The organism is Pandoraea sp. XJJ-1 (assembly GCF_026802345.1).
Taxonomy (GTDB): domain Bacteria; phylum Pseudomonadota; class Gammaproteobacteria; order Burkholderiales; family Burkholderiaceae; genus Pandoraea; species Pandoraea cepalis.
Genome location: NZ_CP113827.1, coordinates 4,284,998 through 4,302,606 on the forward strand (window position 1 = coordinate 4,284,998; position 17,609 = coordinate 4,302,606).

At 65.8% G+C, this 17,609-nt stretch carries 13 protein-coding genes and 1 pseudogene; 6 read left to right on the forward strand and 8 right to left on the reverse strand.

The window, feature by feature from the left end:
* Positions 1–13: 13 nt before the first annotated feature.
* The 3 genes from OYT13_RS19735 to OYT13_RS19745 all read left to right on the forward strand — a co-directional run bounded on the left by OYT13_RS19735 (position 14) and on the right by OYT13_RS19745 (position 2,863).
* On the forward strand, positions 14–814 hold the full coding sequence (locus tag OYT13_RS19735; RefSeq protein ID WP_150562599.1) for an ABC transporter ATP-binding protein: 801 nt from the start codon (positions 14–16) through the stop codon (positions 812–814).
* A gap of 10 nt (positions 815–824) precedes the next feature.
* Positions 825–1,745: an ABC transporter permease gene (locus tag OYT13_RS19740; protein WP_017232027.1), complete on the forward strand. Its 921-nt coding sequence runs from the start codon at positions 825–827 to the stop codon at positions 1,743–1,745.
* An 89-nt stretch (positions 1,746–1,834) separates the two neighbouring features.
* Positions 1,835–2,863, forward strand: coding sequence for an ABC transporter substrate-binding protein (locus tag OYT13_RS19745; protein ID WP_017232026.1), 1,029 nt, complete (start codon positions 1,835–1,837; stop codon positions 2,861–2,863).
* A 40-nt stretch (positions 2,864–2,903) separates the two neighbouring features.
* On the opposite strand, the gene OYT13_RS19750 is transcribed toward OYT13_RS19745, so the two are convergent.
* The 4 genes from OYT13_RS19750 to grpE form a co-directional block, all read right to left on the reverse strand.
* Positions 2,904–4,904 (reverse strand): bifunctional anthranilate synthase component I family protein/class IV aminotransferase, encoded by a 2,001-nt coding sequence (locus tag OYT13_RS19750; protein WP_268566850.1) that lies wholly within the window; start codon positions 4,902–4,904, stop codon positions 2,904–2,906.
* 4 nt (positions 4,905–4,908) lie between these two features.
* Entirely contained in the window at positions 4,909–6,060 is a 1,152-nt protein-coding gene (gene dnaJ, locus OYT13_RS19755) for a molecular chaperone DnaJ (protein ID WP_017232024.1), read from the reverse strand.
* 127 nt (positions 6,061–6,187) lie between these two features.
* On the reverse strand, positions 6,188–8,113 hold the full coding sequence (gene dnaK / locus OYT13_RS19760) for a molecular chaperone DnaK (RefSeq protein WP_017232023.1): 1,926 nt from the start codon (positions 8,111–8,113) through the stop codon (positions 6,188–6,190).
* Between the two features lie 251 nt (positions 8,114–8,364).
* On the reverse strand, positions 8,365–8,910 hold the full coding sequence (grpE, locus tag OYT13_RS19765; RefSeq protein WP_017232022.1) for a nucleotide exchange factor GrpE: 546 nt from the start codon (positions 8,908–8,910) through the stop codon (positions 8,365–8,367).
* A 298-nt stretch (positions 8,911–9,208) separates the two neighbouring features.
* On the opposite strand from grpE, the gene OYT13_RS19770 reads away from it, so the two are divergent.
* Positions 9,209–9,397, forward strand: a complete 189-nt coding sequence (locus OYT13_RS19770) for a hypothetical protein (RefSeq protein ID WP_017232021.1) — start codon at positions 9,209–9,211, stop codon at positions 9,395–9,397.
* A gap of 54 nt (positions 9,398–9,451) precedes the next feature.
* Here OYT13_RS19770 and OYT13_RS19775 read toward each other — a convergent pair whose 3' ends face one another.
* From OYT13_RS19775 to hrcA, 4 genes and pseudogenes are all read right to left on the reverse strand, one after another.
* On the reverse strand, positions 9,452–9,853 hold the full coding sequence (locus tag OYT13_RS19775; RefSeq protein ID WP_150562597.1) for an RNA-binding S4 domain-containing protein: 402 nt from the start codon (positions 9,851–9,853) through the stop codon (positions 9,452–9,454).
* A 149-nt stretch (positions 9,854–10,002) separates the two neighbouring features.
* Positions 10,003–11,034, reverse strand: a pseudogene (gene hemH / locus OYT13_RS19780) (ferrochelatase); the annotation flags it as partial.
* A 105-nt stretch (positions 11,035–11,139) separates the two neighbouring features.
* A complete protein-coding gene (locus OYT13_RS19785; RefSeq protein ID WP_268566851.1) occupies positions 11,140–13,554 on the reverse strand; it encodes a DUF6600 domain-containing protein in 2,415 nt (804 codons plus the stop codon).
* A 260-nt stretch (positions 13,555–13,814) separates the two neighbouring features.
* The gene (gene hrcA, locus OYT13_RS19790; protein ID WP_085982686.1) at positions 13,815–14,957 is read right to left on the reverse strand and encodes a heat-inducible transcriptional repressor HrcA; all 1,143 of its coding nucleotides are present in this window, start codon (positions 14,955–14,957) and stop codon (positions 13,815–13,817) included.
* Between hrcA and OYT13_RS19795 the strand changes: the two genes are divergently transcribed.
* Complete coding sequence (locus OYT13_RS19795; protein ID WP_026131837.1) at positions 14,956–15,864, forward strand: NAD kinase; 909 nt, start codon at positions 14,956–14,958, stop codon at positions 15,862–15,864. The genes hrcA and OYT13_RS19795 overlap by 2 nt on opposite strands.
* A 23-nt stretch (positions 15,865–15,887) precedes the next feature.
* Positions 15,888–17,552 carry a DNA repair protein RecN gene (recN, locus tag OYT13_RS19800; RefSeq protein WP_017233372.1) on the forward strand — a complete coding sequence of 555 codons (1,665 nt, stop codon included), beginning with the start codon at positions 15,888–15,890 and terminating at the stop codon, positions 17,550–17,552.
* Positions 17,553–17,609 lie beyond the last annotated feature (57 nt).

The window sequence follows — 17,609 nt, forward strand, 5'->3', positions numbered from 1 at the left end:
CAGGAGACACGCAATGCACAACGCCCCCCATGCGGGCGCCGCCGGGACCCCTGCGCCCGCGGTGCCGCCATTGCTCGAAATCGATGGCGTCACGCTGCAATACAAGACCGACGATTACCTGGTGACCGCCGCGCAGCAAGTGAGCTTCAACGTCTATCCGGGCGACCGGTTCGTGCTGCTCGGCCCGTCGGGCTGCGGCAAATCGACGTTGCTCAAGGCCATTGGCGGCTATCTGCCGCCGGTCCACGGCGAGATTCGCCTCAAGGGCCGCACGATCACCGAACCGGGTCCCGATCGCATGATGGTGTTCCAGGAATTCGATCAACTGCTGCCGTGGAAAACCGTGCGTCAGAACGTGGAGTTCGCGCTGATCGCCAGCGGTCGCCTCAAGCGACGCGACGCCGCCGAGCGTGCCGCCCACTACATCGAAAAGGTTGGCCTCGCGAAGTTCATCGACAGCTATCCGCACACGCTCTCGGGCGGCATGAAACAGCGCGTGTCCATCGCGCGCGGCATGGCGATGGAGCCCGACGTCTTGCTCATGGACGAGCCGTTCGCCGCGCTGGACGCCCTCACCCGCCGCAAGATGCAGGACGAACTGCTGCGCCTGTGGGACGACACGCGTTTCACGGTGCTGTTCGTCACGCACGGCATCGACGAAGCGATTCGCATCGGCACGCGCATTTTGCTCCTCTCCCCGCACCCCGGCCAGGTCAAGGCCGAACTCAATAGCATCGCCCCGGAGCAACTCGGTACGGCGCACCAGAGCGCGCTCGAGACGCGCATCGATCAACTGCTGTTCGCAGCCCACTGAGGAGACGGCCATGAACGCCATGACCTCGCAACACACCCCGTCGTCCGCCCAAGCGAGCGTTGAAGCGCCCCTCGAAGCCGTCTACCGGCCGGAATTCGTGCTGGAACCGACGCCCGCCGAGCTGTCGTCGATTCAGCGTCCGCTGTCGACCTTCGAAACGCTGTATCGGCTGAGCTGGCTGCGCAAGACGCTCATCCTGTGCGTGCTCGCCGTGATCTGGGAAATCTACGGCCGCTGGCTCGACAACGCGCTGCTCTTCCCGAGTTTCACCGACACGGTCAGCGCCTTCGCCGGCGGATTGACCAGCGGCGTGCTGCTGCTGCGCGCCGCCGTCTCGCTCAAAACGCTGCTCATCGGCTACAGCATCGGCATCGGGCTCGCGGGCGTGCTGACCACCGTCGCCATCAGCTCGAAGATCGGCAACGACCTGCTCGAAACGCTCACGGCCATGTTCAACCCGTTACCGGCCATCGCACTGCTGCCGCTCGCGCTGATCTGGTTCGGCCTGGGCAACGGCAGCGTGATCTTCGTGCTCGTGCACTCGGTGCTGTGGGCCGTGGCGCTCAACACGCACAGCGGCTTTCGCGGTGTATCGAAAACGCTGCGTATGGTCGGGCAGAACTACGGGCTCAAGCGTTTCGCGCTGGTTCGGCATGTGCTCATCCCGGCCGCGTTCCCGAGCATTCTCACCGGGCTGAAAGTGGGCTGGGCGTTTGCGTGGCGCACCCTGATCGCGGCGGAACTGGTGTTCGGCGTGTCGTCCGGCTCGGGCGGTCTGGGCTGGTACATCTTCGAGAACCGCAATTCGCTGGAGACGGCCAATGTGTTCGCCGGCCTGTTCTTCGTGATCCTGATCGGTCTCGCGGTCGAGAACCTGCTGTTCGCCCGCATCGAAAAGCGCACGCTGCACCGCTGGGGCATGCAGCACTGACTCACGATTCACACGTTTTTTGCGGCAGTGTCTGATTGACGCCCCTTCGGGGGTATGAATAATTCCAACTATCCGGAGACAACAACACCATGAACCGACGCCATTTCACCCGCTGGGCAAGCGCGCTGACGCTCGCTGCCACGACCGCCCTGTCCACGCTCGGCAACGTCGCGCACGCCGAAGCGAGCACCGTGCGTTTGTCGCACGGCTACGGCATTCTCTATCTGCCGCTGATGGTCATGCGCGACCAGCATCTCGTCGAGAAGCACGCGAAGGCATTGGGCCTGGGCGACGTGAAGACGACGTGGACCGTGCTCGACGGCGGCAACGTCATCAACGACGCCATGCTCGCCGGCAATCTCGATGTCGCGGGCACGGGCGCGCCGGGCTTCGTCACGCTGTGGTCGAAGGCGCACGGCATTCCGCGCTCGGAAGTGATCGGTCTGTCGGCCCTCTCGAGCGGCCCGCTCTGGCTCAACACGAACAATCCGAACGTCAAGTCGCTCAAGGACTTCACCTCGAAGGACAAGATTGCGATTCCGGGCATCAAGACGTCGCTGTCCGCCGTGCTGCTGCAAATGGCGGCGGCCAAGGCCTTCGGTATCGAGAACTACGCGAAGCTCGATCCGCTGACGGTCAGCCTGAGCCATCCGGAAGCCGTCAGTGCCCTGCTCTCCGGCAAGACGGAAATCACGGCGCACTTCACCTCGCCGCCGTTCTCGTACCAGGAACTGAAGGATCCGCGCATCAAGCGCGTGCTGAATTCCACCGACGTGCTCGGCAACATCACCATCGACGTGGTCTTCGCGCCGAAACAGTTCACCGTGCAGAATCCCAAGCTGGTGCAGGCGATCCTGGACGCCCAGGATGAAGCGGCCGCGTACATCGCCAAGGATCACGTCGGCGCCGCGCAAACTTACCTGCGCGTGTCGAAGATGAACGTGCCGCAAGCCGACATCGAGCAGATTCTGGCCGATCCGGGCATGAAATTCACCACCACGCCCAATGGCCTGATGCAGTATGTCGAGTTCATGAGCCGCGCGGGCACGATCAAGACGCGTCCCGCGAAGTGGAGCGAACTGTTCGTGCCGCAGATGGCAGCGCGTCAGGGCAGTTAATGGCATGACGCACGGCGGCGTGTGTTGGCGCCGCCGTGCCTCAGTTGCTTGCCGTCGTCGGTGGCGCTGTTGATGGCGCTGTTGATGCCATCGACGGTGGCGTCGTCAGTGAAGCCTCCAGCAACGTCGCAGGCAGCGCGCCGCGCAGCGCATTGCACACGACGATCGCCTGTGCGCTCAGCACGTCGTCTCGCGTGAGCACGGCCTCCACCGCCGACCATTTCGCGTCGTCGAGCATCACCCCGCGCATCACGCCCGGCAACACACCGCATGACAGTCGCGGCGTCATCCAGATACCGTCGCGCTTGACGAACACATTGCTGCGCCCGCCCTCGGTCAGCTCGCCGCGCTCATTGAAGCACAGCATGTCGAACGCCCCATTCGCTTCCGCCTCCTTCCACGCCGCATCGTAACGCGCACGCACCGTGGTCTTGTGGCGCAGGAACAGGTCGTTCGCGCGCGTCGTGCTCGCGGGATCGTTGGCCGCCGCTAGCAGCACCTTGACCGACTTGCCCGGTAGCGGTGCCAGCACGGCGTGCGTTATCGCGACCGTGCCGTCATGCGAGAGCGCCAGACGCACGCGGTGAACGTCGTGTTCGCCCAGCGTGGCGACAACCGCATCGATCTGTGCACGCAAGGCCGCCTCATCGAACCGGAAGCCGAACCACTTCGCGGACGCCGCCAGGCGCGCCACGTGCCGCGCGAGATGGGCCACGCCCGACGCCTGCGTCGCCTGCATCGTCTCGAAGAGTTCGAAGCCCGGATCGAGCGCACTCAGGAAACGCGCCTTGAGCTTGCACTCTGCGCGCTCCTCGTGCGCCCGGCTGTCGAGCACGATGCCCGCCCCGACCCCCAATCGTCCGCGCCGCAACCCGCTGGCGTCGGGCGCATCGAGTTCCAGCGTGCGAATCGCGACGGACAGGCAGAAGTCGCCGAGCGCGTGCGGGTCGTCTTCGCGTGCATCCAGCCAGCCGATCGCGCCGGTATAGAGCCCGCGCGGCGACGCCTCGAGTTCACCGATCAGTTGCATCGCGCGATATTTCGGCGCACCCGTGATCGAACCACAGGGATACAGCGCGCGCAACACGTCGGCAAACGTCGTCGCTTGCGGCAGCGTCGCCGTGACGGTCGAGGTCATCTGCAGGACACTCGCGAATCGCGTCACCTCGAAGCGCCTCGGCACCGCGACTGAGCCGGGTATCGCGAGCCGTCCGAGGTCGTTGCGCAACAGATCGACGATCATCACGTTCTCGGCGCGGTTCTTCTCGTCGGCCGCGAGCGCGGCGCTGCGCTCGGCGTCCTCCGATGCGTCGCCGCTGGCCGGCGCCGTGCCTTTCATCGGACGCGCCTCGATCTGGCCGCGCGAATGACGCAGGAACAGTTCGGGCGAGAGCGAAAGAATCGCCCGGCCGGCCACGCCCGACGCGCCCGGCAACATGACGAGCGCACCGTACGGTACCGGCTGACGCGCACGCAGCCGGCGATACAGCGCGACGGGCGAGCCGAACGCGTCGAAATTCAAACGGTACGTGTAGTTGATCTGATAGCACTCGCCTTGCGAGAGCCAGTCGTGGATGCGGGCGATGGCGTCGTCGAAGGCTGCATCGCTCACGTCGCTTTGCAGCGCCGCGACCCCGGCCACGCCGGGCGGCGTAACGCCGTCGCCGTTACCGGAAATGACGGGTGCCAAGCTGCCGTCACAGGCATCGGCCGCTTCGCGTTGCGACAGCCACGCCTGCGTTTGCGTCGCGTCGAGCCGCTGCAACTCGCGAAACAGCAGGGCGCGCAATCGTCCCCGTGCTCGCCGCGCCGCCACCGTCTGTACGCCCGCGAGACGCACACCGAATTCGTAGTCGGCCAGCAACACGGCATGCAGGCCGTGACGCGTGGCGTCTTCCACTTCGCGAAGCGCGTCCGAAAGCACATCGGGCTCGTCGCAAGTCACCTCGCGCACGAGCCCGGTATACAGACGCGCCCCGCCGGCCGGATCCGCGCTGTCGTCCAACAGCGCGAACGCGGCCAAAGGGGCTTCACATGACATGGAATTACTCGAAGAACTGCTTCACGCGGTCGAACCAACCCTTCGTCTGTGGGCTGTGACGGGCGCCGCCGGCCTTGAGTGCGGTATCGAAGTCACGCAGCATTTGCTTCTGCTTGTCGTCGAGTTTGACCGGCGTTTCCACCTGCACATGCACGTATAGATCGCCCGGATAGCTCGCGCGCAGGCCCTTGATGCCCTTGCCGCGCAGGCGGAACGTCTTGCCCGTCTGCGTGCCTTCCGGCACTTCGAACGTCGCCTTGCCGTGCAGCGTCGGGGCGTCGATGTCGCCGCCGAGGGCCGCCGTCGCAAACGAAATCGGCATCTGGCAATGCAGATCGTCGCCGTCGCGCTCGAACACGTTGTGCGCCTTGATGTGGATTTCCACATACAGGTCGCCCGCAGGACCGCCATTCACACCCGGTTCGCCGTTGCCGCCCGAACGGATGCGCATGCCGTCTTCGATACCCGCCGGGATCTTGATCTCCAGCGTCTTGGTCTTCTTGATCTTGCCCGAGCCGTGGCAGTTCGTGCAGGGGTCGGGCAGGTACGAGCCCGTGCCGTGGCACTTCGGGCAGGTCTGCTGAATGCTGAAGAAGCCCTGCGACATGCGCACCGCGCCCGATCCGTTACAGGTCGGGCAGGTCTCGGGCTTCGTGCCCGGCTTCGCGCCGTTGCCGTGGCAGATCTCGCATTCGTCCCAGCTCGGCACGCGAATCTGCGTGTCGAAACCGTTCGCGGCCTGCTCGAGCGTGATCTCCATGTTGTAGCGCAGATCTGCGCCGCGATACACCTGCGGACCGCCCCGGCCACCACGGGCACCCGCACCGCCAGGGCCGCCCTGACCGAAGATGTCGCCGAAAATATCGCCGAACGCGTCCGCGAAGCCGCCGAAGCCCTGACCGCCTGCCCCGCCGAAGCCGCCCATGTTCGGGTCGACGCCCGCGTGACCATACTGGTCGTACGCGGCACGCTTCTCCGGCTCGGAGAGCATCTCGTACGCCTCTTTTACTTCCTTGAACTTCTCTTCGGCGTCCTTGCTGTCCGGATTGCGGTCCGGATGGTACTTCATCGCCAGCTTGCGATACGCCTTCTTGATTTCGTCGTCGGCGGCGTTCTTGGCAACGCCAAGCACTTCGTAGTAATCACGTTTGGCCATAAGTCTTTCCAATGTTGGCGCATGTCGCCATCAGGCAAAAAGCCGGGTCGAGATTCCCTTGGCAGAGAACTTCGATACCCGGCCTACACGCGACGCACATTCACGAGCGTCGCGCGCCATGCACGCCTTACTTCTTGTCGGTGACGTCCTTCACTTCGGCGTCGACGACGTTATCGTCATGCGGCTTGCCCGGCTCGGCGCCCGCGGCACCCGCAGCACCGGCTTGCGCCTGCATGTCGGCATACATCTTCTCGCCGAGCTTCTGGCTGGCAGTGCCGAGCGCCTCGACCTTGGCATCGATGTCCGCCTTGTCCGAACCGCGCAGCGCGCCTTCCAGCGCCGTGATGGCCGACTCGATCGCTTCCTTTTCCGAGGCTTCGATCTTGTCGCCGTACTCCGTCAGCGCCTTGCGGGTGCTGTGCACGAGGGCGTCGCCCTGATTGCGGGAGTCGGCCAGTTCGCGCGCCTTCTTGTCTTCCTCGGCGTTCAGCTCGGCATCCTTGACCATCTGCTCGATCTCGGCGTCCGACAGACCCGAGTTCGCCTTGATGACGATCTTGTTTTCCTTGCCCGTGGCCTTGTCCTTCGCGCCGACGTGCAAAATGCCGTTGGCGTCGATGTCGAAGGTCACTTCGATCTGCGGCGTACCCCGTGCGGCGGGCGGAATGCCTTCGAGATTGAACTCGCCCAGCGATTTGTTGCCGGCGGCCATCTCGCGCTCACCCTGGTACACCTTGATCGTCACGGCCGGCTGATTGTCGTCGGCCGTCGAGAACACTTGCGAGTGCTTCGTCGGGATCGTGGTGTTCTTCGTGATCATCTTCGTCATCACGCCGCCCAGCGTTTCGATACCGAGCGAGAGCGGGGTCACGTCGAGCAGCAGCACGTCCTTGCGGTCACCCGAGAGGACCGAGCCCTGAATCGAGGCCCCCGCGGCCACGGCTTCGTCCGGGTTCACATCCTTGCGCGGTTCCTTGCCGAAGAATTCCTTGACCTTCTCCTGCACCTTCGGCATGCGGGTCATCCCGCCGACCAGAATCACGTCGTCGATGTCGCTCACCTTCACGCCGGCATCCTTGATGGCCAGACGGCAGGGATCGATCGTGCGGGCGATCAGCTCTTCGACCAGCGCTTCGAGCTTGGCGCGCGTGATCTTCAGGTTCAAGTGCTTCGGACCCGAGGCATCGGCCGTGATGTACGGCAGGTTGATTTCAGTCTGCTGGCTCGACGACAGTTCGATCTTGGCCTTTTCCGCCGCTTCCTTCAGGCGTTGCAGCGCGAGCACGTCTTTCGACAGATCGACGCCTTGTTCCTTCTTGAACTCGCCGATGATGTAGTCGATGATGCGCTGGTCGAAGTCTTCGCCACCGAGGAACGTGTCGCCGTTGGTCGACAGCACTTCGAACTGGTGTTCGCCGTCCACGTCCGCGATTTCGATGATCGAGATGTCGAACGTGCCGCCACCCAGGTCATACACCGCGATCTTGCGGTCGCCGCCTTCCTTCTTGTCCAGACCGAATGCCAGTGCGGCAGCGGTCGGCTCGTTGATGATGCGCTTGACTTCCAGACCAGCGATACGGCCGGCGTCCTTCGTGGCCTGACGCTGGCTGTCGTTGAAGTAGGCCGGCACCGTGATCACGGCTTCCGTGACCGGCTCGCCCAGGTAGTCCTCGGCGGTCTTCTTCATCTTGCGCAGCACTTCGGCGGAAATCTGCGGCGGGGCCAGCTTCTGGTCGCGCACTTCCACCCAGGCATCGCCGTTGTCAGCCTTGACAATCTTGTAAGGCATCAGGCCGATGTCCTTTTGCACTTCCTTTTCTTCGAAGCGACGGCCGATCAGGCGCTTGACAGCGTACAGCGTGTTCGTCGGATTGGTCACCGCCTGGCGCTTGGCCGGTGCGCCGACCAGAATCTCGCCATCTTCCATATAGGCGATGATCGACGGCGTGGTGCGGGCACCTTCCGCGTTCTCGATGATCTTGACCTGATTGCCTTCCATGACGGCCACGCACGAGTTCGTGGTGCCCAAGTCGATACCAATGATTTTGCCCATGTTTATTTCTCCTAGCGTCCTTTGCGTCGTTCCGTGGGGCCTGTGGCCCGCTCAAATCGTTGATCTGCACGTCATATGGGTGCAGCCCGGTCCATTTCAAGACCCTTCTTGTCGTCCGGTTTTACCCCGCGTCATGCCAGCGTATCCATCGGAATGACGCCCGTGCAGTCCACGGCCGGGAATGCCGTGACGGTTGCCGGAACGCCGAAACTTGCCATGATGTCATGACGTTCGACGCCGGCGCGACCCGATTACTTGGCCGCCGCGACGGTCACGAGCGCCGGGCGCAGCACGCGATCGGCGATCAGGTAGCCCTTTTGCAGTACCGCGACGACGGTGTTCGGTTCCTGCTCGGCGGGCACCATCGAAATGGCCTGATGTTGATGCGGATCGAACTTCGCACCGGCCGGGTCGATGACCGTCACCCGGCTGCGTTCGAGCGCCGAGACAAGCTGGCGCAACGTCAGGGCGACGCCTTCCTGGAGCTTGGCCACATCGCCGCTTTTGTCGGCCGCGGCCGCTTCCAGGCTGTCGATCACCGGCAGCAGGTTCTCCGCGAAGCTCTCGACGGCGAATTTGCGCGCCTTTGCCACGTCCTCTTCCGCACGGCGGCGAACGTTCTCCATCTCGGCGCGCGCGCGCAAGGCGTCGTCGCGCAGGGCTGCCGCTTCGGCCTGGGCCGCCAGCAGTTGCGCCTCGACCGAGGGCAGCGCGTCGTTCGCGCCCGCCGCGTCGGTCGGGGCCGCTTCGGCCTGGGACGGAATCGGCTGATCGGGGGTGTTTTGCGGTTCAGTCATGAGCTTGAGTCGTCAAAAGGTTCTTGCGGCGCACCACGACGATGCGCCACCGGTTCAAATCCCTTTGGATAGTAGGGGCGTTCACACCGATTTCAAGGGCTGGCGGCGCGCTGTGCGCCATGCCGGTGCGCGCCGCGTGCCGATAAATATCCGGTTACACGCGTTACGAGTCCACTATTGTATCGGCCGTTGCTGCGACCTAACATGAAATACGGTTCAGCGGATGTATGTGCCGCGCTGAACCCGGCCGCTCGCCGGACATCCCCCGTCCCGTCGAGCGTTCTCTCAGGAGCGCATCATGAAGCTGCCACTGGCTGTTGTCTTCATCCTTGCGTTGGTGACGACGGTAACGATTACGATCTGCTTGTCCGGCGCAGTCACCCCCCGCGATACCGAATACGGTGGCGTGCGGGCGGTGCTGTATCACGACTTTGAAATGCCGGGCGTTCCGGTGCATTCGTCCAATACCGGAATTCCTTCGCGCTAGTCACCCGAGGGCGCGGCCGTCTCATCGACGGGTCAGCGCTCTCGCACGTCCCCTCTATTCGCCAACGCCACCGAGACGCCGTCGATCCCGTTTCGTCGGCCGCCCGTGCATTTGCGCCGCGGGCTCCTGAAACAAACGTCGGCGTTCACTCTCATCCGCACGCATGCGCCGACTGGCGTCGGTCTCTTCATACAGCGACTGTGCCACCGGGGCCGAGCCCCGGACTTCCGCGATGGCCTTCACACGCACTTCCCAGCGCGTGCTGCCGTTATCCACCGTGACAAGGTCCCCCGGGCGCACGTCGCGCGCCGGTTTGACCCGGGCGTCGTTGCACAGCACCCGCCCACGGTCGACGGCTTGCGTGGCGAGGGAACGCGTCTTGAAGAAGCGCGCCGCCCATAACCATTTGTCGATGCGGGTGGCGGCCTGCGGCGAATCGTCCACCTTGACGCTCACGTGTCCGCTCCGGGTTGGCCCTGCGCCGATAAGGCCGACGCTGCCGCCGCCGCATTGGCTTCGTCGAACGCCGCCACGGCCGCGACTTGCCGTTGCCGGGTCGATGCCACCGCCGCCGCCGACGCCTGAGCGGCGCCCTCGGGCGTGAGCACCGGCCACCCTTGCAGGTGACGCGCAGCAATTTCGCCAAGCGCCGTGATCCAGGCGCTCGCACCGTTCAGACATGGGATGAAATGGAATGCCTTGCCGCCGCTGGACAGGTACGCGTGGCGCCCTTCCATATTGATTTCCTCGAGCGTCTCGAGACAGTCCGACGTGAAGCCGGGGCAGAACACATCGACACGGGGTGTGCCGCCACGGCCCAGCTCTTCGAGCGTGGGTGCCGTGTAAGGCTGGAGCCATTCGGCCTTGCCAAAACGCGATTGAAACGTGAGACGACAGGTCGTCTCGTCGAGGCCCAGCGCGGCGCCCAGCGCACGCGCGGTCTTTACGCACTGATCATGGTAAGGATCACCTAGGTCGAGCGTGCGGCGCGGCACGCCGTGAAAGCTCAGCAACAGTCGCTCGCCTGCCGAGAAATCGGGCCGGCCGTGCTGCTGCCAGTAGCCTTCGACCTGCTGACGCAATGCCTCGATGTACGCCGGATGATCGTGATAGTCGCGCACCGTGCGCACATCGGGCTGATTGCGCAGCCGGCCGAGCACGCGGAATACGGCATCGGTCGCGGTGGCGGTCGTACTGCTCGAATACTGGGGATAGAGCGGCAGAACCAGAATGCGCTCGACGCCAGTTTGCCGCAGCGCACGAATGCGCTCCGGAATCGACGGGTTGCCGTAGCGCATGGCGTAGTCGACGACCACGTCGTAGTCGTTCGCGTGCAGCAAGGCCCGCAACGCGTTCGTCTGGTATTCGGTGTTCACCTTGAGCGGAGAGCCGTCGCGCGTCCAGATCGTCGCGTATTTCTGCGCCGACTGGCGCGAGCGGAACGGCAGGATTACCAGCCGCAGCAACGGCTGCCATATCAACGAGGGAATTTCCACGACGCGAGGATCCGACAGAAACTCGCGCAAATAGCGGCGCACGGCCGCGGGACGCGGCTCGTCGGGCGTGCCTAGGTTAATCAGCAGAACGGCCGTCTTGCCGGTCTGGCCATGCGAAATGGGTTCGGGATCGAAGCGCATGGAGCGTACTTTACCGCAAGGCGGGCACCGCGTGCCGGGCCCCGGCCGCCGCGCACCCGCCGTCCGTCAGGGGATGGCGGCGGGTCGCGGCGTTCGGTGCGTCAATTAGCCGCGCGGGGGCTCGCCTTCGCGTGACGGACGATGCGATGCGGTGGGACGCTCGACGCCATGCGCGGGGACCTGCGCACCCTCTGGCTTGCGTTCACGCGGCGCAGGCTGCGGATGTTCCTGCGGTTGCGGGTGCGGCACCGCCTGCGGTGGCTGCTGCGGCCGAACGGGTGCCTGCGGACGCTCCGGTTGAGGCTGCGGTCTCGGCGCGGCTTGCTGACGCTCGATCTGCGGTTGAGGACGAGGCTGCGGCTGCGGCTGAGGATGCGCCATCTGCGGTTGCGGCTGGACGGGTTGCTGCGGCGCTTGCGGCTGTGAGTGCGACTGCCACTGCTGCGGTCGACGCGACGCTCCGGCCGCGTCCGGTTGAACACGCTGCGGCTCGGGCGACGCCGCGGGCGTCTGCGGGAATGGGTGATTCCGCTGCATGTCCCGTTGCGCCGCGTCGTGCCCAGGCTGAGGCACCGCCTGCGGGACTTCGCCTCGCACGGCAGGTTGCCCCGGCACCATCACGCCCGGCGGGTGCGGCACGCCGGACGGCACGGCCTGGCCACCCCGGACTGGCGGTTGGGACTGCGGCGCGAGCTGCCCCGGACGACTCTGATAAACGCCACGCCCTGGCACCCCGGGTTCTCCCGGCCCCCCCGGCACGCCAGGTACCCCCGAGCGCCCCGGCACGCCTGGCATGCCCGGCGTTCCCGGCTCACCCTGCATCGGCGGTACGGCGTGGGTGGGCGGTAGCCCCCCATGCGCCGCTTCCGCGCCCATGGCCTTGAGGGGCGGTTGTGCGCGCGTTGCACCCGCCGCTGCGTTCGCCGCACCGACCGGCCCGTGCGTGTCGACCACCGTCACACGCGGCTGCACACGCCCCTGCGGGTTCGGCCCCACCGGCCTGCCGCTCTGGCGTGGATGTGCGTTCTGGCCGAACGTCAGCGGCGCGCCACCGGCATTCGGCACCGCGTGCAGCGTGCTCGTGAGTTCACGCGACGGCATCGCGCGACCGACCGGCGCACGCGTGGCCAGCACCTGCCGGTTGAACACGCCGGCCGGCGGCGTGACCGGCGCCGGGCGACTATTCCCGAACACGCTCTGCTGCACCGGTGCGACGCCAGGTGTATTCCCAACGCGCCAAGTCTGTCCGGCGCGCGGGGCGGCCAATGCCACCGGCGCGCCGACCCGCCGGCCCTGCACGAAAGCCTGTGCCGGCATCGTCGAGACGGCGCCGCGCACATTACGGTTCACATACACATTGTTGACGTTGATATTCGTGACGTTGGTCGTCTGGATCACCGTCGATCGATTGATATTGGTGACATACGACGGGCTGGCGCGATACGCCGGGCGGTAAGCGTCGTGCGGACCCAACGCAAACCACGCCAGTCCCGCGCCCCCTGCCGCAAACGTAATCCCCCATGCGTTCCCGCCGCTGTTGCCGCTCACCCAGCCGACCAGCGCCGGGGCATACACCGGCCGCACCGCGACCGGCCCCGGCACCCAGCACCAGCGGGCGTCGACATAGGCCCACCGTCCGTAGTGATAGGGCGCGAAGCCCCACGGCGCATCGTCGACCCAGGTCCATCCCCACGGGTCGACCCAGGCCCAATGGCCCGTGCGATACGGCGCCCAGCCCGTCGGCACGTCCGACGGCACCCAAACGGCGCCGTAGCCAGGGGTCTCTTGCCAAGCGCCGTAGTCGTCCAGACTTTCGAAGCCGGTCATGTCGCGCGACACATAGCGCGCGGAGATCGAGCCCTCCTCGCGCGCGTCGCGCTGGCGCACCCATTGGTCGAACCCATCGGCCACGAGTGGCCCGGCCGACTGCTGCGTGAGATTCTGACCCACGAAGGCCACCCGTTGGCCCGATTGCAACGGTACCGACGCGCCTTGACCGTAGACGGTCGCCGCCCCGTGCCAGACGCTCACGGTCGTCACCCCGCCCGGATCGACATCCAGACGATACTCCCCGGCCTGTTGCGGGACGAACGCCAGGTTGGGCGTGTCGATCTCGTAAGGCTGGTTCGGATCGAAAGCCCTCAAATGCAGGCCGACCGTGCCCTGCGTTACGTTCAGTTGCACATTCTGGTCGGTCACGGCCGAGAGAACGACGCTCGTGGACGCCCCCATGCGAACCGCCGTGCCGCCCACATGCATCTCGGCGCGGCTGTTGCGCTCGACCCAGACGGCATCGCCCGTGGTGAGCGGCCGGTTGCGATCGGCATAGCGCCAGTCGCTGGTACCGGCGGGGGCGTACGTGACGGTGCCGTCGAATGCATTCAGCCGCGCCACACGCCCCGGGGGATCGGCGCTCTGTGCCTGCGCCAGCGCGGGAAGTCCCGCCGCGCCAAGGGCGCCGAGCACGAGCCCGACGCCAAGACAGCGAACCACTGTCCGCCAGGAAATCAGGGATTTCATAGACACTCCGGGCACTGTCCGGTGTACGCGCCAAGCGTTGTCTCGGCCGCACCACCTTGTTGCTCTGTCCGAATCCTTCGGCGAACGCCATGACGACGGCTTCGCCACAAGTGACGCTTCAAGCGTAAGACGGCCGTGTGTGACAGCGTGTAAAGGAATGCTACGGGGGTGTAACGAGATGAGGCGCGGGGCCCCGGGACAATACGCGAGACGTTACGCCTGACGACGCGCAGGCTGGGGCGTCACGCCGCCCCCGCCGCCTAATGCTGGCTGAGCGCGCTGGAAAGCAGCTTGGCCGTGATGTCGACGATCGGAATCACGCGCTCGTAGGCCATGCGCGTCGGGCCGATCACGCCCAACGTGCCGACCACTTCGCCATCGACTTCGTACGGTGCCGTGATGACCGTCATTTCTTCGATCGGGACGAGGCTCGACTCGCCGCCGATGAAAATCTGAACACCCTGCGCCCGGCTCGACACGTCGAGCAGCTGCAGCAGGCCGGTCTTGGACTCGAACACGTCGAACAGCTTGCGGAGTCGCGCCATGTTCGACGATAGATCCTCCACGCCCAGCAGATTGCGCTCGCCCGAGATCAGCAAGCTCTCGCGCGAGGTATCGGCCATGGCGTCGCTACCCGCCTGAACGGCCGCCTGCATCAAGGCACTCATGTCGGAGCGCAGGGCGTCGAGTTCGCCGCGCAAGCTGGCGCGCACCTCATCGAAACTTTGGCCGCCGAAATGGGCGTTCAGGTAGTTTGCCGCCTCGACCAGTTGCGCCGGGGAGTGATCCTTTTCCGTCAGGATGATGCGGTTCTGCACGTCGCCGTCGGGGGTGACGATGATAAGCAACACGCGCTTTTCGGACAGTCGCAGGAATTCGATCTGCCGAAAGATCTGGCTGCGGCGCGGTGTCAGCACCACACCCGCGAACTGCGAGAGATTCGAGAGCACTTCCGCTGCCGAGGCGACCAGTTGCTGCGGCCCGGCCGGCTGCAACCGGGTCTGCACCTGCGACGCCAGCTGATGCACGGCATCGCCGAGCGGGCTTACCGTCAGCATGGTGTCGACGAACAGCCGGTAGGCGCGCGGCGTCGGAACACGACCGGCCGACGTATGCGGGCTGGCCACGAAGCCGAGCGCCTCGAGGTCGGCCATCGCATTGCGGATGGTCGCCGGCGACAGATCGAGCCCGGAGTATCGCGATAGCGTGCGCGACCCCACCGGCTGGCCATCGGCGATGTACCGTTCGATCAGGGTTTTGAGTAGCGTTTGCGCACGTTGATCTAGCATGGCGAAAATTGTAACGCGAAATGTACAAGCACGGCGTGCGGCAAACCCCGAGGGGCCGGCAAGGCCGCGCGTGCCGATGGTTGCTGTCATCGACTTATGGTGTAATGGCGGCATGAAAACAGGGAGCCCTTTCAAGACCGTGGCGCTCGTCGGGAAATACCATGCCGACGGCGTTGCCGAACCGTTGCTCACGCTGGCGGCATGCATCGCCCAGCGAGGACATCACGTCATCTTCGAGCGTGATACGGCGCACAACATCGGCGCGGCCGCCGCCCCCTACCGTCCCCTCGACATTCAGGAAATCGGTACGCAGGCCGATGTGGCGGTGGTCATCGGCGGTGACGGAACGATGCTCGGCGTGGGCCGTCAGCTGGCCGCCTCGAAGGTGCCGCTCATCGGCGTGAACCACGGACGCGTCGGTTTCATCACCGACATTCCGCTCGACGAGATGCGTCAGGTCGTGCCGGCCATGCTCGAAGGGCATTTCGAAGCCGAGCAGCGCACCCTGTTGGCCGCGCGTATCGAGCGCGAAGGCCAGACGCTGTTCGAGACGCTCGCGTTCAACGACGTGGTGGTGAACCGCTCGGGCATCTCGGGCATGGTCGAGCTGCGTGTCGACGTCGACGGCCGCTTCATGTACAAGCAGCGCTCGGACGGCCTGATCGTCGCCACGCCCACGGGCTCGACCGCCTATGCGCTCTCGGCCACCGGCCCGATCCTGCATCCGCGACTTGGCGGCGTGGTGCTCGTGCCGATCGCCCCGCACGCGCTGTCGAACCGCCCGATCGTGCTGCCGGATTCGAGCGATATCGTCATCACGATCACCGGCGGGCGCGAGGTCGGCGCCAACTTCGACATGCAGTCGTTTGCCGAGCTGCGTCAGGGCGACCGGATTCTGCTGGGCCGCTCCGAACATCAGGTGACGTTCCTGCACCCGGTCGGCTACAACTATTACGCGACGCTGCGCCGCAAGCTGCACTGGAACGAGCATATCTCCGACGAAGATCCGTCGCAGACCTGACTTCACGCCCTCCCCGACCGCCCATGCTACGCAGTCTCTCGATTCGCGATTTCGTGATCGTCGATCGTCTCGACCTGGAATTCTCCGCCGGCTTCACCGTGTTCTCGGGGGAGACCGGCGCGGGTAAATCGATTCTGATCGACGCGCTGGCGCTGGCCATGGGCGAGCGCGGCGACACCAGTATGGTGCGCGCCGGACAAACGCGCGCCGACATTACCGCTGAGTTCGCCGCCGACGCCGAGGCCCGCCCCGATCTCGAAGCCTGGCTGCAGGCGCAGGCGCTCACGCTCGAAGAACACGGCGGCGTGCTGCTGCGCCGCGTGCTCGACTCGGGCGGACGCTCGCGCGCCTTCGTCAACGGCACGCCCGCCACCCTCGCCCAACTGCGCGAACTCGGCGAGATGCTCGTCGACATTCACGGGCAGCACGCCCATCAGCAGTTGCTGCGCGCCGACGCACAGCGCCGCCTGCTCGACGCCCATGCCGGCGCCACCGCGCTCGCGGCGGACACGGCGGCGGCGCACAAGGAATGGCGGCGTCTCGTCAAACGTTGCGAGGAAGCGCACGGGCGCGACCGCGAGCTACAGCTCGAGCGCGAGCGTCTCGAATGGCAGACATCCGAACTCGACAAGCTGAATCCGCAGGAAGGGGAATGGGACGACGTGAGCGCCGAGCATCGCCGCCTGTCGCACGCCGCCAGCCTCATCAACGGCGTGCAAGGCGCGCTTGACGTGCTCGCGGAAGCGGATGGCGCGCTCGTCCCGTCGCTCGGTCACGTAGTGCACCAGATCCGCGAACTGGCCGAGATCGATGCCGGGCTGGCCGACGCACTGGCCGCGCTGGAGCCGGCCGAGATCCAACTTCGCGAAGCCGTGCACTCGCTCACGCATTATGCACAACGCATCGATCTCGATCCGGAACGTCTGGCCGTGGTCGAGCAGCGGCTCGAGGCGCTGCACTCGGCGGCCCGCAAGTTCCGGGTTACGCCCGAGCAACTGCCCGCCGAGCAAGCCGAACGCCGTGCCCAGTTGGAAGAGCTGACCGCGTCGCAGGACACGGCCGCCATGCAGGCGGCCGCCGACGCCGCGCACGCAAGCTATCTGACACTGGCGGTCACCTTGTCGAAGGCACGCGCGGCGGCCGCGGCGTCGCTCTCGCGGGAAGTCACGCGCGCCATGCAGGACCTCTCGATGCCGGGCGGACGCTTCGAGGTCGCCCTGAGTCCCACGCCGGAGCCGCAGTCGTTCGGTCTGGAGACGGTCGAGTTTCTCGTCGCCGGTCACCCCGGCGTGCCCACGCGGCCGCTGGCCAAGGTGGCGTCGGGCGGTGAGTTGGCGCGCATCAGCCTGGCGTTGCAGGTGATCGCCAGCAGCGTGAGCCTCACGCCGACCCTGATTTTCGACGAAGTCGATTCGGGCATCGGCGGCGCCGTGGCCGAAGTGGTCGGCCGTTTGCTGCGGGAACTCGGTCAGGGGCGGCAAGTGTTGTGCGTCACCCACCTGCCTCAGGTCGCCGCGCTCGGCCACCAGCATCTGCGCGTGAAAAAACGCAGCGACGGCGATTCGACGATGAGTGAAATCGAGCCGCTCGGTCGCACGGAGCGCGTCGAGGAGATCGCGCGAATGCTCGGCGGCGTCGAGATCACCGCCACCACGCGCAAACACGCGCGGGAGATGCTCGCGCTCTGAGCGCGCACGTTGCCCCCACCGCGCGCCGATCGCTCGCAGGGCAATCACGGGCGGCGA

What these genes read in the sequence shown, in the direction of transcription:
- OYT13_RS19735 (WP_150562599.1), top strand. Translation starts at nt 14, where the DNA reads ATGCACAACGCCCCCCATGCGGGCGCCGCCGGGACCCCTGCGCCCGCG.
- OYT13_RS19740 (WP_017232027.1), top strand. Translation starts at nt 825, where the DNA reads ATGAACGCCATGACCTCGCAACACACCCCGTCGTCCGCCCAAGCGAGC.
- OYT13_RS19745 (WP_017232026.1), top strand. Translation starts at nt 1,835, where the DNA reads ATGAACCGACGCCATTTCACCCGCTGGGCAAGCGCGCTGACGCTCGCT.
- OYT13_RS19750 (WP_268566850.1), bottom strand. Translation starts at nt 4,904, where the DNA reads ATGTCATGTGAAGCCCCTTTGGCCGCGTTCGCGCTGTTGGACGACAGC.
- dnaJ (WP_017232024.1), bottom strand. Translation starts at nt 6,060, where the DNA reads ATGGCCAAACGTGATTACTACGAAGTGCTTGGCGTTGCCAAGAACGCC.
- dnaK (WP_017232023.1), bottom strand. Translation starts at nt 8,113, where the DNA reads ATGGGCAAAATCATTGGTATCGACTTGGGCACCACGAACTCGTGCGTG.
- grpE (WP_017232022.1), bottom strand. Translation starts at nt 8,910, where the DNA reads ATGACTGAACCGCAAAACACCCCCGATCAGCCGATTCCGTCCCAGGCC.
- OYT13_RS19770 (WP_017232021.1), top strand. Translation starts at nt 9,209, where the DNA reads ATGAAGCTGCCACTGGCTGTTGTCTTCATCCTTGCGTTGGTGACGACG.
- OYT13_RS19785 (WP_268566851.1), bottom strand. Translation starts at nt 13,554, where the DNA reads ATGAAATCCCTGATTTCCTGGCGGACAGTGGTTCGCTGTCTTGGCGTC.
- OYT13_RS19795 (WP_026131837.1), top strand. Translation starts at nt 14,956, where the DNA reads ATGAAAACAGGGAGCCCTTTCAAGACCGTGGCGCTCGTCGGGAAATAC.
- hrcA (WP_085982686.1), bottom strand. Translation starts at nt 14,957, where the DNA reads ATGCCGCCATTACACCATAAGTCGATGACAGCAACCATCGGCACGCGC.
- recN (WP_017233372.1), top strand. Translation starts at nt 15,888, where the DNA reads ATGCTACGCAGTCTCTCGATTCGCGATTTCGTGATCGTCGATCGTCTC.